The sequence below is a fragment of the Sphingomonas bisphenolicum genome, from assembly GCF_024349785.1.
Lineage (GTDB): Bacteria > Pseudomonadota > Alphaproteobacteria > Sphingomonadales > Sphingomonadaceae > Sphingobium > Sphingobium bisphenolicum.
The window spans coordinates 3,283,285-3,298,325 of the sequence record NZ_AP018817.1 but is presented as its reverse complement, the minus strand read 5'-3'; the positions used below and the strand labels follow the sequence as shown (position 1 = coordinate 3,298,325).

Below are 15,041 nucleotides of genomic sequence, written 5' to 3'. Positions count from 1 at the left end.
CCGACGCTGCCGAGTCGGTTGAGCAGGAGGAGGCGTATGTGGCCGACGAGCCTGTGACTCCCACAGTCGTCGCGCCTTTCGCGCGCCCTGCCTTCGCCGCTTTTGCGCCGCCGCGGGCGGTGGAGCCTGCGTTCGAATCCGAAGTGGCGATCGACCCTGTCGAGGCCGATGCCGAGCCGGAAGAGCCGGCCGACTTTGCTGCGCCTTTCGCGCGCGCGCAGAGCGAAGCCGAGAGCGACATAGAGGCTGAACCGCCGGTCTCCGACGAGGCGTTCGATGACGTCGAGACGTTGGTCGAGGCCGAACCCGTTGTGGAAGCCGAGCCTTTTGCGGAAGCGGTGGCCGAGCCGTTCGCTACGGTCGATGCGGTCGATGCGGTCGATGTCGATGCGCTGCGCGCCGACATGCTGGGCGAGATCGAAGCGTTGCGGGCCGAGATCGCATCCCTGCGGGCGGTGCAGTCCCATGCGCCCTTCGGCCAGCCGGCACAGCCGGAAATCGATCCCGAAGCGCTCAAGGGCTGTTTCACTTTGATCGAGGAACGGCTGTCGGCGCTGGAGTTTCGTGCCGAGGAACAGGATACGGCCTTGCGCCGTGTGCTGACGCTGCTGGTCGACTGGGTCGAGCGCGAGGAACGGATGGCGGATATGCAGGCGGGCGTCGCCGCCTGACGCCTTATATGACTGACAAGGTTGGAGGATCATGCAGAACGCCCTGTCTGTCGATGTCGAGGACTGGTTCCAGGTCGGCGCGTTCGAGCGCACGCTGCGGCGTGCCGACTGGGACAGCCTGACCCACCGGGTCGAAACCAATAGCGACGCGGTGCTGGACCTGTTCGCGCAGGCCGGCGTCAAGGCGACCTTCTTCACCCTGGGCTGGGTGGCCGAGCGCTATCCCGCGTTGATGCGCCGGATTGCGGATGCCGGCCATGAAGTCGCCAGCCATGGCTATGACCATGCCCGCGTCTTCACCTTCACCCCGGAAGAATTTCGCGCCGACCTGCGCAAGTCGCGCGCTATCCTGGAGGATGCGAGCGGGCAGGCGGTCACCGGCTATCGTGCGCCCAGCTTCTCCATCGATCCGCGCACGCCCTGGGCGCACCCCATATTGGCCGAAGAAGGCTATCGCTATTCCTCCAGCGTCGCGCCGATCCGGCATGACCATTATGGCTGGCCGGATTCGCCGCGTTTCGCCTGGAAGCCGGTCGCGGGATCCGATCTGGTCGAACTGCCCGTCACCACCGCGAAATGGGGCAAGCGCACGCTGGCGGCCGGCGGGGGCGGCTTTTTCCGCCTGCTACCCTACGCCTTTTCGCGTTGGGCGATCCGGCAGGTCAACGAACAGGCCGGCCGTCCAGCGATCATTTATTTCCATCCGTGGGAAATCGACCCGGACCAGCCACGGGTCGCGGATGCGCCGCTGCGGTCGCGCCTGCGCCATTACAGCAACCTGTCGGTGATGGCGGCCAAGCTACGCCGCCTGACCCGCGATTTCGCCTGGACTCGCGTCGATGCGCTGGCGGATGCGGAAGCGGCGCGCGCCTCATGATGGTCTGCAATGCCGCCGATTTCGGCGTCACGATGCTGGACGTCGATGATCCGGGTCAGACGCAGGCCGCCGACGATTTCGTCATGGCCCATGATGCCGGCACGCCCTTTCATCGAGCCGCCTGGCTGCGCGCGATCACGCAGGCGACGGGGCATCGCGCGTTATTGCTCGCCGCGGTGGCGCCGTCCGGCCAGATTCGCGGGATATTGCCGCTCCATCATGTGAAGAGCCGGCTGTTCGGCGACGCGCTCGTGTCCTGCGCCTTTGCGGTCGATGGTGGTCTTCTGGTCACGGATGATCGGGCGGTGGCGCCGCTCGCCGCGGCAGCCCAGGGGTTGGCGCGCACGCGGGGCGGGCCGCCGCTGGAATTGCGTGGCGGGGTTGCGCCGGGCGACGAGTGGCAGCGGTGCGAAGGCGAGTATGTCGGTTTCGTCCGCCCCTTGGCCGCAGACGACGACGCGGAACTGCTCGCCGTGCCCCGCAAGCATCGCGCCGAATTGCGCAAGGCGCTCGCTAATCCTGCGCTCAGCGTGGAGGCAGGGCGCAGCGAGCGACTGCGGCGCGACCATTATCGCGTGTACGCGGCCAGCGTCCGCAATCTCGGCACGCCGGTTTTCCCCGCAAAGCTGTTTCAGTCGGTGTTGCAGCAGTTTGGCAAGGATGCCGACCTGCTGGTCGTGCGCGACGGCGATCGGCCGGTGTCGGCGGTATTGACCCTTTATCACCAGGGGAGGGTGATGCCCTATTGGGGCGGCGGCGTGGCCGATGCGCGGCGACTACGCTCCAACGAACTCATGTACTATCGGCTGATGAGCCATGGTCGCGACCGTGGCATGACCCAGTTCGATTTCGGCCGTTCCAAGGCCGGCAGCGGCCAGGCGGCGTGGAAGAAGAGCTTCGGTTTCGATCCGGCGCCGCGCGTCTATCATAGCTGGTCCGTCGACGGGACCAGGCGCGACGTCAATCCGAACAGCGCCAAATATCAGCGGCGCATCGAATATTGGAAGCGATTGCCGCTGCCCGTCGCCAACATTTTGGGGCCGCTGATTTCGCGCGGTCTCGGTTGAATCGCACATCAAATATTCAACCCTGACCGTTAGGTTCGGGCGGGGGTGACAAGGGAATGACTTCCATGAATGCTATCACCGGTCTGGGCGTCATCGTCGATGAAGCGCGCTTGTCCGACGCCACGACCGTCGCGGAACTGGACGCATGGGTATGCGCGCACCCCGACTCCACGCCCTTTCACCGGCCGGGATGGATCATGGGCGTGGAAGCGGGCACCGGACAGAAGGCCAGGATGCTGGTCGCGCGCCTGATCGGCGGCGAGATCGTCGGCCTGTTGCCGCTGACCTATATCCGATCGGCGCTGTTTGGGCGCGCGCTGGTGGGCAGCGGTTTTGCCGTCGATGGGGGCCTGTTGACCAGTCATCGCAAGGCCGGGGCGGCGCTGGCCGACGCCGCTTGGACGCTGGCGGAACGGCTGGGCTGCGACACGCTGGAATTGCGCGGCGGGGAAGCGCCTGGCGGTCCGGTGTGGCAGGAGAAGGCGGACGCCTATCTGGGTTTCTCGCGGGCGCTGGCGGCCGATGACGAGGCGGAACTGAAGGCCGTGCCCAAGCGCCACCGGGCAGAAATCCGCAAGGGAATAGCGAACGACCTGCATTTCGAGACCGGGCGCGACAAGCGGTTGCGCGACATCCACTACCGGCTTTATGCCCATAGCGTCCATAATCTGGGAACGCCGGTCTTCCCGCGCGCGCTGTTCGAGCAGATCATGGACCGGTTCGGCGACGATGCCGACATCGCTTTGGTGTCGAAGGACGGCGTGCCGCTGTCGGCGGTCATCAGCTTCTATCATCGCAGCGCCTGCATGCCTTATTGGCATGGCGCCGGCGAAGGTGCACGGACGATGCGATCGAACGAATTTCTCTATTTCAGCCTGATGCGGGCGGCGCGCGAGCGGGGCTGCGCCATCTTCGATTTCGGCCGGTCGAAGGTCGGCACCGGGCCTGCCGCCTGGAAGAAGACATGGGGGTTCGAGGGCGAACCGCTCGGCTATCATCTGCGCACCGCGCCGGGCAAGGAGACGCGCGACGTCAATCCGCTTTCGCCGCAATATCGGCGGAAGGTCGAATTGTGGAAGAAGTTGCCCGAATCGATCGCCAACCTGATCGGGCCGCATATCGCGCGAGGGCTGGGATGATCGGCGACATCCTTTTCCTCTGCCATCGCATTCCCTTTCCGCCGGACCGGGGTGACAAGATACGGTCCTATCACCTTCTCCAGCGGTTGGCGGAGATTGCGCCCGTCCATGTCGGCTGCTTCGCCGACGATGACCGCGACATGGGCTTTGCGAGCGAGATGGGCCAGGTCGCAGCCAGCCAGTGCGTGCTGACGCGCGACCGGTCGAAGCTGGTCGCGGGGCTGACGGGGCTGGCGAAGCGCCAGTCGCTGCTGGTGTCGCTGTTCGACCATCCCGGCCTGCATCGCTGGGTGGCGCAGACGCTGGCGGAGCGACCGATCCGCGCCGTCGTCGCCTATTCGGCGCAGATGGCGCATTTCGTGCCCGTGCTGCCTGCGGACGTGCGTTTCCTGATGGATTTCGTCGATTTCGATTCCGCTAAATATGCGACCTATGGCGCGGAAGGATCGGGGCCGATGGGCTGGATCAACCGGCGCGAGGGGCGCGTGCTGCTGAACTTCGAGCGGCAGACCGCGGCGCGGGCGGACATCAGCAGCTTCGTGAGCGAGGCGGAAGCGGCGCTGTTCCGCGACGCCTGCGGCCTGGGTGCCGACCGCGTAGTCGGACTCGAAAATGGCGTGGCGCTCGACTATTTCGATCCGGCGGCGGATTTTCCTGCGGTCGATCGGGAGGCGGGGCCACTGCTCGTCTTCACCGGGCAGATGGATTATCGCCCCAATGTCGAGGCTGTGGAGAGCTTTGCGCGCCAGAGCCTGCCCGCCATTCGCACCGTCCATCCCGGCGCGCGCTTCGCCATCGTCGGCCGCAATCCCGTCAAAGCGGTGGAGGCGCTGGCGCAACTCCCCGGCGTGATCGTGACCGGCGGCGTGCCCGATGTGCGTGGCTGGCTGGCGGCGGCCGATGTCGTGGTCGCGCCGCTGCGCATCGCGCGTGGCATCCAGAACAAGGTGCTGGAGGCGATGGCGATGGCGCGGCCGGTCGTCGCTTCGCCGCAGGCCGCCGAAGGCATCGATGCCAGCGACGAGTTCCATTTTCTGGTCGCCGCCAGTCCCGCCGAAGAAGCGGCGAAGATCGTCGCGCTGCTGGCCGATCCGGCCCGCGCGCAGCGGCTGGGCCTCGCCGCGCGGGCGCGGACGCAAGAACGCTATCGCTGGTCCACGACATTGGCGGCGCTGCCCGATCTGCTACTTCGCGCGCCCGCTAAAGGCGCGTGCGCGGCGTGAACGAACGGGCGATCCCCATGGACCGGATGCCGCTGAGCGACCTGACCGGCTGGCGCGGTCATCTGATCGCGCTGGGCGTGGTCGCTTTTGCGATTCTCGCGCTGTTCTTTGCCGACGTCCGCAGCATGGTGTCGATCTGGTGGAACGCCTCCACCTTCGGCCACTGCCTGTTCATTCCCTTCCTCATCGCCTGGCTGGTGCAGCAGCGCCTGGCCGGATTGCGGCAACTGGAGCCCGTCGCCTGGGCGCCGGGGCTTGTCTGGCTGGGCGCGGGTGTATTGGCCTGGTTGCTGGGCGCGGCGGCGGGCGTGGCGATGGTGCGGCATGGCGCGCTGATTATGATGTTGCAGGGCGCGACCATCGCGCTGCTCGGCCCGGCGGTGGCGCGCGCGCTGCTCTTCCCGCTCTTCTACGCCTTTTTCATGGTGCCCTTCGGCGAGGAGATCGTGCCGCCGCTGCAACTGGTGACGGCGCGCCTCGCCATGCTGTTGCTCGACCTGTCGGGCGTGCCGGCGCATATGGAGGGGATATTCATCACCACGCCGACCGGCTATTTCGAAGTGGCGGAGGCCTGTTCGGGCGCGAAATTCCTGATCGCCATGACCGCCTATGGCGTATTGGTCTGCAATGTCTGTTTCAAGAGCTGGTCGCGTCGCGCGGTGTTTCTCGCCGGCGCGCTCAGCCTGTCGGTGCTGGCCAATGGCGTCAGAGCTTTCGCCACCATCCTGGTCGCGCATCTTACCACCGTCGATGCCGCGGTGGGTTTCGACCATGTCGTTTATGGCTGGGTCTTCTTTGCGATCGTCATGACGATCGTCATGGCGGCGGCGTGGCCCTTTTTCGATCGCAAGCCGGGCGATCCCTGGTTCGATCCGCGCACGTTGCAAGGCGCAGTGCGCAGGCCGTCGCGTACCGGAGCAATCGCCGGCGGCGCGCTGACGATGATCGTGGCGGCGCCGCTCTGGCTCGCCGCCACCGCCGCCGCCGCCGATCCGCTGCCGCCGGTGCTGACTCTGCCCATGGTGCCGGGGTGGAGCCGGACCGACATCCACCAGGCCTATCCGTGGAAGCCACGGTTCGACGGCGCGGATCATTTCGTCATTGGACGCTACAGCAATGGGCGGGGACAAGTCGTCGACCTCGCCATCGCCGCCTATGCGCGCCAGGATGAGGGCCGCGAACTGGTGGGCTTCGGCCAGGGGGCGGCCGATCCGGACAGCGAATGGGTCTGGTCGTCGCCGGCCCGCGCACCTGCGTATGGCCGGGGCGAACAGATTACCGCGCCCGGCCCGGTGGTGCGGCATGTCGTGAGCGTGTATCGGGTAGGCGACGGCGCCCTGTCCGGCAGCCGGCCCGCGGTCAAGCTGGCGACGATGAAGGCCCGGTTGCTCGGGCAGGACCAGCGCGCCGTCGCCATCCTGGTGTCGGCGGAAGAGGCCGAAGGGCGTTCGTCCGATGCGGCCATCGCGGCTTTCCTTTCCAATCTTGGCGATGTGCAGCTTTTGGCTGACCACAGCGTCGGCATCCGCTAGGGAAGTTCGCATGTGCGGCATAGCGGGTATCTTCCATCTCGAAACGGCCAAGCCCGTGGACCCGGCACGGGTACGCGCGATGCTGGACGTCATGCCGCATCGCGGGCCGGACGGCAGCGGGATCTGGACCGCGCCGGGCGTGGGGCTGGGCCATTTGCGCCTGTCGATCATCGACCTGGAGGCTGGTGCGCAGCCGATGCTGACCGAGGACGAAAGCCTGACGGTCGTCTTCAACGGCGAAATCTATAATTTCGCCGAGGTGCGCGCCGAACTGGAGGCGAAGGGCCATGTCTTTCGCACCCATAGCGACACCGAAGTCATCCTGCACGGCTATCGCCAATGGGGCGAGGAGTGCGTGCAGCGCTTCAACGGCATGTTCGCCTTCGCTTTGTTCGACGCGCGGGCGCAGGCATTGTGGCTGGTGCGCGACCGGCTGGGCGTCAAGCCGCTCCATTATGCACTGCTGTCCGATGGCAGCCTGATCTTCGGGTCGGAATTGAAGAGCCTGCTGGCGCACCCGCTGCTGCGCCGCGCGCCGGACCTGTCGGCGGTCGAGGATTATATGGCCTATGGCTATGTCCCCGACGATGCCTGCCTGGTTGCGGGCGTGCGCAAGCTGGGCGCGGGGGAGACTTTGCGGCTGGTGCGCGGACGACCCCTGCCGCAGCCGCAACGCTATTGGGACGTCAGTTTCGCCGAGCGGAGCAAGGCGTCGCCGCAAGCGCTGGAGGAAGAACTGGTCGCGCTGATGCGGCAGGCGGTGCGATCGCGCATGGTCGCCGATGTGCCGTTGGGTGCGTTCCTGTCGGGCGGTGTCGACAGCAGCAGCGTGGTCGCGCTGATGGCCGAAGCGTCGAGCCAGGCGGTCAAGACCTGCACCATCGGCTTCGACGTCGCGGCGTTGGACGAGACGGCCTATGCCGATCGCATCGCCCGCCGCTTCGCCACCGATCATCGCAGCCGGATCGTGTCGCCCGACGATTATGGGTTGATCGACCGGCTGGCCTTTCATTTCGACGAGCCTTTCGCCGATGCGTCCGCCCTGCCGACCTTCCGCGTGTGCGAACTGGCGCGCGAGCAGGTGACGGTGGCGCTGTCGGGCGACGGCGCGGACGAAGCCTTTGCGGGCTATCGCCGCCATCGGTTCCAGATGCAGGGCGAGCGATTTCGCTCGCTGATCCCTGCGTCGGTGCGTCAGCCTTTGTTCGGCACGCTGGGGAAATATTATCCCAAGGCCGATTGGGCGCCACGCGCGTTGCGCGCCAAGTCGACTTTCCTCGAACTGGCGGGGGAGGGCGGCGAAGCCTATGCCGCGTCGGTCGGCGTGACGCCCCATGGCCTGCGCCAGCGATTGTTCAGCCAGGAGATGAAAAGCCGCCTGGGCGCCTATCGGGCGGAGGATCGCTATATCAAGGCGATGGCCGATGCCCCCGCGCGTGATGCGCTGGACCGGGCGCAATATGCCGATATCCGCATCTGGTTGCCCGGCGATATCCTGACCAAGACCGACCGGATGAGCATGGCCGTCAGTTTAGAAGCGCGCGAGCCGTTGCTGGACCATCGCTTGGTCGAGTTTGCCGCGCGGCTGCCCGTGGCGCAGCGCATTCGCGGCAATAGCGGCAAATATATCATGAAGAAGGCGATGGAGCCGTTCCTGCCGCAGGACATTCTTTATCGCCAGAAAATGGGGTTCGTCACGCCGATCAGCGCCTGGTTCCGGGGCGCTTTGGCGGGCGAAGCGACCGCGATCGCAGGCGGATCGGCGCTGGCGCGGACCGACTGGTTCGACACCCGGATGTTGGCGAAGGTCGCGGCGGACCATCGGTCCGGCGTATCGGATCACGGACGGCTGCTGTGGCAGTTGCTGATGCTGGACAAATCGCTGACCCGGTTGTTCGGGGCGTAACGAGCCCATCTCCGTCCATTTCGAGACTGTCGAGAAACGCGGGCATAACGCTAGCCGCTTCTCGACTACGCTCGAAGCGAACGGGGGCGGGGCGCGAACCCCTTGCAACCCGCGGCCGCCGGTGCCAACGGGGCGCATGGCGATAAGCAGGGCAGCGGTGACAGTCTCCAAGGAAATCGTTCGGTTGCGGCTTTATGCGCTGTGTCTGGCCGGGGACATGGCGGGGCTGTTCGCAGCATTCCTGGCGGCGAACTGGTTCGTGCTGGGCGCGCTGTGGGGCGAGCCGGGCAAGCCACACGGGCTTGTGATGTTCGCGATGATCGCGCCGCTCTACGCATTGCTGGCCGTGCAGGGCGGCGCTTATGGCATCAATACGCTGGACCGGGTGCGGCGGGGGATCGTGCGGGCGCTGTGGGCGCTGGCGCAGGCGGCGCTGCTGATGCTGCTGATCGTCTATCTGGGCAAGATCGCCGAGCAATTGTCGCGTCTGACCTTCATTACCGGCCTGGGATTGAGCGCGGTGGCGGTGGCGTTGGTGCGTGTCGCGGTCGCGCGGCTGGCGGTCGCCTTGCTGGGCGATGTGCCGCATCTGACGGCCGTCATCCTGGACGGCGTATCGATCACGGTCGGCCCGCATATGGACGTCATCGATGCGGATGCGGCGAACCTTCATCCCGAACGGCATGACGCCGACATGGCGGCACGGCTCGCCGCCGTGGTCGGCATGGCGGAGCGGGTGATCGTCGCCTGTCCGCTCGATCGGATGGCCGACTGGTCCGCTGCGCTCAAGTCCTTGTCGGCGCGGGGAGAGATTGTCGTGCCCGAACTGCTGCGCTTTGCGCCGGCACGGATCGATGAATTTGACGGCCAACCGACCATTATTGTGGCGGGCGGTCCGCTGCATTTCCGCGATCGACTGATCAAACGGCTGTTCGACCTGATCGTCGCCACGGTCGCGACCATCCTGCTGTCGCCGATCCTGATCGCGGCGACGCTGGTGGTGCGGCTGACCAGCCCCGGCCCCGCGCTGTTCCGCCAGCCACGCATCGGCAAGGACGCCCGGCCGTTCGCGATCTACAAGTTCCGCTCGATGCGGGCGGAGGCGAGCGACCATAAGGCCGCGACGCTGACCCGGCGCGACGACGACCGGGTGACGAAGGTCGGCGCCTTCCTGCGCAAGACCAGCATCGACGAACTGCCGCAATTGTTCAATGTGTTGAAGGGCGACATGAGCATCGTCGGCCCGCGCCCCCACGCCGCCGCCGCCAAGGCCGGCGACAGCCTCTATTGGGAGGTCGATGCGCGCTATTGGGAACGGCATTGCATCAAGCCGGGCATGACCGGCCTGGCGCAGGTGCGCGGCCATCGCGGCTCCACCGATCATCATCAGGATCTGATCGATCGGCTTCAGTCGGATCTGGAATATGTCAGCGACTGGTCGGTGTGGCGTGACCTGCGGATCATTTTTGCGACGCTGGGCGTGCTGGTCCATCACAAGGCCTATTGAGCGATGGCGACCAACCTTATTCTTGGCGTTGTTCTGCTGCTTTGTCTGGCTGCGGTGGCATGGCCGTTTTTATTCTATCCCTTGATCCTGCGCGCTTTGCCGACCGTGGCGGAAGCGCCGGTCGAGGGGCCGAAACCCAGCGCGTCCCTGCTGTTCTGCGCCTATAATGAAGCGGCGGCGATGCCGGAGAAGCTGGCTAATCTGGCGATGCTGAGAGCGCGGCATCCGGAGCTGGCGATACTGGCGTTCGACGATGGATCCTCGGACGGCACCGGCGATCTGATCGCCGCACAAGATGATATGGTGACGCTGGTGCGTGGGCCGGGGCGTAGCGGTAAAGCGTATGGGATGAAGCAACTGGCCGCCCGCGCGCGCGGTGATGTGCTGATATTTACCGACGCCAACGTGCTGCTGGACGCCGACGCGATCGACAATCTGCTCGCCCGCTATGCAGACCCGCAGGTCGGTGGCGTGCTGGGCTCGCTCCACTATATCGGCGCGGAGGATAGCGCGACCGCCTCGGTCGGGTCGCTCTACTGGCGGATCGAGGAAAAGTTGAAGGACGAGGAGTCGCGCACCGGCAATGTGCTGGGCGCGGACGGATCGATCTTTTCGATCCGGCGCAGCCTGTATCCCGATTTCCCCGATAGCGTGCTGGACGATCTGACCGTGTCGATGGCGGTCGTGTTCGCGGGCAAGCGTTTGGTGAAGGCCAAGGATGTGATCGCGCGCGAACGGCTGGTGACGGCGCGCAAGGATGAATATCGACGCAAGGTGCGGATTGCGGCGCGCGCCTGGCACACGCACGCCCATTTGCGCCCGCAATTGCGGCGGATGGCGGCGCTCGATCGCTTCAAATATGCGTCGCGCAAGATCGTCCGCTGGTTCGGCGGGCTGTTCATCCTGCTCGGCGCTGTGGCGGCCGGGGCGCTGGCGATGCGGCTGTCGCCTGCGCTCTATCTGGCGGGGGCGCTCGGCGCGGCGCTGGTCATCTGGATCGGCGTGCGGGCCAAGAGCGGCCCATTCGCCGCGCTGGTCGATGTTATGATCGCCTATGCCGCGACCCTGCAGGGCGTCGCCAAGGCCATGACGGGGCGTACCTTCACCGTCTGGAACCCCGCCCAGTCTCGCTAAATCGACCGCGTCGAACTACTGCCCCTTAATATAGACGCGCTTGCCGCCGATCCAGGTTTCCAGCACCTGGGTCTGGCGGATGTCGGCCGGACGCGCCGTCGAGATATCGCGATCGATCAGCAGGAAATCGGCGCGCTGGCCCGGAACGAGGCTGCCGAATTTCTTGTCGGCGAAACCGGCATAGGCGGCCTGGCGCGTGAAACCGTCCAGCGCGGCGTCGAAGCCGACCCGCTGTTCGGGCATCCAGCCACCGGCCGGTTCGCCCTTGCCGTCCTCGCGGCTCATGGCCACGGCGATGCCGGCAAAGGGATTGGGGCTTTCCACCGGCACGTCGGAACCGAAGGCGAGGGGCACCTTGTTGTCCAGCATCGCTTTCCATGCATAGGCGCCATTCAGCCGGGCTTCGCCCAGTCGGGCCGTCGCCATGCGCCAGTCCGACGCTTCATGGACCGGCTGCATCGATGCGATCGCGCCCAGCGGCCCGAAGCGCGGCAGGTCGCTGGGCATGACGATCTGCGCATGTTCGATCCGCCAGCGCCGGTCGCCCTTATAGGTGTCGTTCAGTTCCTCGATCGCGTTCAGCAATTCATGATTGGCCGCATCGCCGATGGCGTGGACGGCGACCTGGAAATTGTCCATCGCCGCGCGGCTCATGAAATTGCGCAACTGCGTGTCGGGGATCATCGGCAAGCCGCGCTGGCCCGGCGCATCGGCATAATCGGCGCGCAGCCAGGCGCCGCGCGACCCCAAGGCGCCGTCGAGCAGCAACTTCACGCCGCCCATGCGCAGATGATCGTCATAGAGCCAGGGCGTCGGTTCCGGCCCGGCGATCAGTACCATATTGTCGATGCCATAGGCATAGGACATGATCCGCACCCGCAGCGCGCCGCGATCGGCCGAGCGGCGGAACGCCTGCCAATCCTCTATGCTGGTGCCCATGTCGGCAATGCCGGTGATGCCAACCGCCAGCAGCGCGCGCTGCGCCTTTTCCAGCGCGATGTCGCGGTCCTTGGGCGCGGGCGGCGGTGTTACCTTCTGGATCAGGTCCATCGCCTTGTCGACGAAGACGCCGGAAGGCTTGCCGCCGGCCATTTCGATCCGCCCGCCCATCGGCGCCCTGGTCGCGGGGGTGATGCCCGCCGCGCGAATCGCCGCGCTGTTGGCCCAGCCGGCATGGCCGTCGATCCGCTCCAGCCACACCGGAATGTCGCCGACCGCCGCGTCCAGTTCTGCGGCGGTGGGGAAGCGCCCCAGACCCCATTGTTCCTGATTCCAGCCGGTGCCGATGATCCACTTGCGCCCGGCATTGGCCTGCGCATAGGCGCGAATCTCGGCCTGCGCCTCCGCCAGCGATCGCGTTTCCGACAGGTCGAGCGTGATCAGCGACAGGCCATAGCCCATCACATGCCCATGCGCGTCGATCAGGCCGGGGATCAGCGTCTTGCCGCCCGCATCCAGCTTGAACGCCAGCCCTTTGGGCGGTTCAGGCCAGGGCTGCCCCTTTTTCGGCTTTTTGGGCCGCTCATATTTGGGCTCCTGATAACGGCCCGGCAGCAGCTTTTCGACCTTGCCATCGTCATCGATCATCAGCGCGGCGAACCGGACGACCTTGCCATTGGGATCGATGGCGATGCCGTTGACATTGTCGATGACGCCCGCGGCGAGCGCGGGGAGGGGAAGGGCGAGCGCAACGATGGCCGCAAGATATAGGGGCTTCATGCGCGGGTGATCCGGCGCACCAGCGCGCTGGTGTCCTGCCGGTTGCCGCCGATCGCCTGCACGTCGGCGTAGAATTGATCGACCATCGCGGTCACCGGCAGCGTCGCGCCATTGGCCCGCGCTTCTTCCAGCGCCAGTCCCAGATCCTTGCGCATCCAGTCGACGGCAAAGCCGAAGTCGAAACTGTCCTGCGCCATCGTCTTCCAGCGATTGTCCATCTGCCAGCTTTGCGCCGCGCCGCCGGAAATCGCTTCGAACACCGCGTCCAGATCCAGTTCGGCAGCCTGGGCGAAGCGCAGCGCTTCCGACAGGCCCTGCAAGACGCCGCCGATGCAGATCTGGTTCACCATCTTGGTGGTCTGCCCCGCGCCCGCGCCGCCGACATGGACGATCCGTGCGGCATAGGCCTGCATCACCAGCTTGGCCGCCGCCACCGCCGGATCGCTGCCGCCGCACATGATCGACAGCCGCCCATTCTCCGCGCCCGCCTGACCGCCCGATACCGGCGCGTCGACGCTATGGATGCCGCGGCTTTCGCCTTCCACGAACAATTGCCGCGCGATCCGCGCCGACACGGTCGTGTGGTCGATGAACAGGCTACCCTCCTTCATCGTGCGGAATGCGCCCTCGCGGCCCAGCGTAATCTGCGACAGGTCATCGTCATTGCCGACGCAACTGATGACGATGTCCGCCTCTTCCGCCGCCTTGGCCGGGCTGATGGCGACGGCGCCGCCATAGGCTTCCGCCCATGTCTTCGCCTTGCCGATGGAGCGATTGTAGACGGTCAGGCTATGCCCCGCCTTGGCCAGATGTCCTGCCACGGGGCTGCCCATGACGCCCAGGCCGATAAACGCGATATTAGCCATATGCCTCGTACATTTTATGCGTGCGCCCTGCCATAGGGCCAGTTTTGCGACAGTGCCAGTTTCTTAACCCGCAATTTTCGTTTAGGTGCCCGCTCATGAACACGCTCGCCAAGATCGAAAGCGCCCTGCCGCTGCCCGTCACCGTCGATGACATCCTTGCCGCTCGCACCCGGATTGCCGGTTCGATCGTCAAGACGCCGACTTTGATCAGCCAGACGCTGTCGAACATGCTGGGCTGCAACGTGTATCTGAAGTTCGAAAATCTTCAGTTCACCGCCGCCTATAAGGAACGCGGCGCGCTCAATCGCCTGCTTCAGCTGGACGACGCGGCCAAGGCCAAGGGCGTAATTGCAGCGTCCGCGGGCAACCATGCCCAGGGGCTGGCCTATCATGGCAGGCGGCTGGGCGTACCCGTCACCATCGTCATGCCCACCACCACGCCTACGGTGAAGATCACGCAGACGCAGGGCCATGGCGCGACCGTGGTGCAATATGGCGAGAAATTCGATGACGCCTATGCCCATGCGCGGTTGCTGGAGGTGGAGCAGGGCCTGACCTTCGTTCATCCGTTCGACGAACCCGACATCATGGCCGGGCAGGGCACGGTCGCGCTGGAAATGCTGGAGGACGCGCCGGAAATCGACACGCTCATCATCCCGATCGGCGGCGGCGGCCTTTTTTCGGGCATGGGGACCGCGGCGCGGGCGATGAAGCCGGACATCCAGCTTTTCGGCGTGCAGGCGGAACTGTATCCGTCGATGTACGACTTTATCAAGGGCGCGGACCTGGCCTGCGACGGCGATACCCTGGCGGAGGGCATCGCCGTCAAGCAACCCGGCGAACTGACCCGCCGCTTCGTCGAGCGGCTGGCCGACGATGTGCTGCTGGTGACCGAGCGGCGGCTGGAAGAGGCGCTGAGCCTGTTGTTGCAGATCGAAAAGACCGTTGTGGAGGGCGCGGGCGCCGCGGGCCTCGCTGCGCTGCTGACCTATCGGGAAAAATTCGCCGGGCGCAATGTCGGGCTGGTGCTGACCGGCGGCAATATCGACACCCGCCTGCTCGCCAATGTGCTGCTGCGCGACCTGGCCCGGTCGGGCCGTCTGGCGCGGCTGCGGATCATCCTGCAGGATCGGCCCGGCGCACTGTTCCATGTCGCCCGCATCTTCGATCAGGAAGCGGTCAACATCCTCGAACTGGCGCATCAGCGCATCTTCACCAACCTGCCGGCCAAGGGGCTGAGCCTGGATGTCGAGTGCGAGACGCGCGATCGCGCGCATCTTCAACGGTTGATCGCGGCGCTGGGCGAGGCTGGTTATGAGGTCGCGCCGATCGAGGTTGCGTGACCGCGGGAAGCGGGCGCGATTTTTCGTGGTAAACGCCCTTTTCAGAGGGGCATCGTG

11 protein-coding genes are annotated in these 15,041 nt (G+C 66.0%); 9 read left to right on the top strand and 2 right to left on the bottom strand.

Annotated elements, in window-relative coordinates; genetic code table 11:
* Positions 1–702 precede the first annotated feature (702 nt).
* The 8 genes from SBA_RS16370 to SBA_RS16335 all read left to right on the top strand — a co-directional run bounded on the left by SBA_RS16370 (position 703) and on the right by SBA_RS16335 (position 11,056).
* Positions 703–1,548, top strand: coding sequence for an XrtA system polysaccharide deacetylase (locus tag SBA_RS16370; RefSeq protein WP_224550283.1), 846 nt, complete (start codon positions 703–705; stop codon positions 1,546–1,548).
* A complete protein-coding gene (locus SBA_RS16365; RefSeq protein WP_261935189.1) occupies positions 1,545–2,615 on the top strand; it encodes a FemAB family XrtA/PEP-CTERM system-associated protein in 1,071 nt (356 codons plus the stop codon). The genes SBA_RS16370 and SBA_RS16365 overlap by 4 nt, the downstream gene beginning before the upstream one ends.
* Before the next feature lie 65 nt (positions 2,616–2,680).
* The gene (locus SBA_RS16360; RefSeq protein WP_261935188.1) at positions 2,681–3,754 is read left to right on the top strand and encodes a FemAB family XrtA/PEP-CTERM system-associated protein; all 1,074 of its coding nucleotides are present in this window, start codon (positions 2,681–2,683) and stop codon (positions 3,752–3,754) included.
* On the top strand, positions 3,751–4,977 hold the full coding sequence (locus tag SBA_RS16355; protein WP_261935187.1) for a TIGR03087 family PEP-CTERM/XrtA system glycosyltransferase: 1,227 nt from the start codon (positions 3,751–3,753) through the stop codon (positions 4,975–4,977). The genes SBA_RS16360 and SBA_RS16355 overlap by 4 nt, the downstream gene beginning before the upstream one ends.
* A gap of 17 nt (positions 4,978–4,994) precedes the next feature.
* A complete protein-coding gene (xrtA, locus tag SBA_RS16350) occupies positions 4,995–6,509 on the top strand; it encodes an exosortase A (RefSeq protein ID WP_390902458.1) in 1,515 nt (504 codons plus the stop codon).
* Between the two features lie 10 nt (positions 6,510–6,519).
* Entirely contained in the window at positions 6,520–8,415 is a 1,896-nt protein-coding gene (locus SBA_RS16345) for an XrtA/PEP-CTERM system amidotransferase (protein ID WP_261935185.1), read from the top strand.
* A gap of 136 nt (positions 8,416–8,551) precedes the next feature.
* Positions 8,552–9,922: an exopolysaccharide biosynthesis polyprenyl glycosylphosphotransferase gene (locus SBA_RS16340; RefSeq protein ID WP_261935184.1), complete on the top strand. Its 1,371-nt coding sequence runs from the start codon at positions 8,552–8,554 to the stop codon at positions 9,920–9,922.
* Positions 9,923–9,925: 3 nt separating this feature from the next.
* Positions 9,926–11,056, top strand: coding sequence for a glycosyltransferase (locus tag SBA_RS16335; RefSeq protein WP_261935183.1), 1,131 nt, complete (start codon positions 9,926–9,928; stop codon positions 11,054–11,056).
* Positions 11,057–11,071: 15 nt separating this feature from the next.
* On the opposite strand, the gene SBA_RS16330 is transcribed toward SBA_RS16335, so the two are convergent.
* Positions 11,072–12,775 carry an amidohydrolase gene (locus SBA_RS16330; protein WP_261935182.1) on the bottom strand — a complete coding sequence of 568 codons (1,704 nt, stop codon included), beginning with the start codon at positions 12,773–12,775 and terminating at the stop codon, positions 11,072–11,074.
* Entirely contained in the window at positions 12,772–13,641 is an 870-nt protein-coding gene (locus tag SBA_RS16325; RefSeq protein WP_261935181.1) for an NAD(P)-dependent oxidoreductase, read from the bottom strand. Before SBA_RS16325 ends, SBA_RS16330 begins: the two co-directional genes overlap by 4 nt.
* Before the next feature lie 95 nt (positions 13,642–13,736).
* On the opposite strand from SBA_RS16325, the gene SBA_RS16320 reads away from it, so the two are divergent.
* Positions 13,737–14,984: a threonine ammonia-lyase gene (locus SBA_RS16320; protein WP_224550292.1), complete on the top strand. Its 1,248-nt coding sequence runs from the start codon at positions 13,737–13,739 to the stop codon at positions 14,982–14,984.
* The last annotated feature ends 57 nt before the right edge of the window (positions 14,985–15,041 follow it).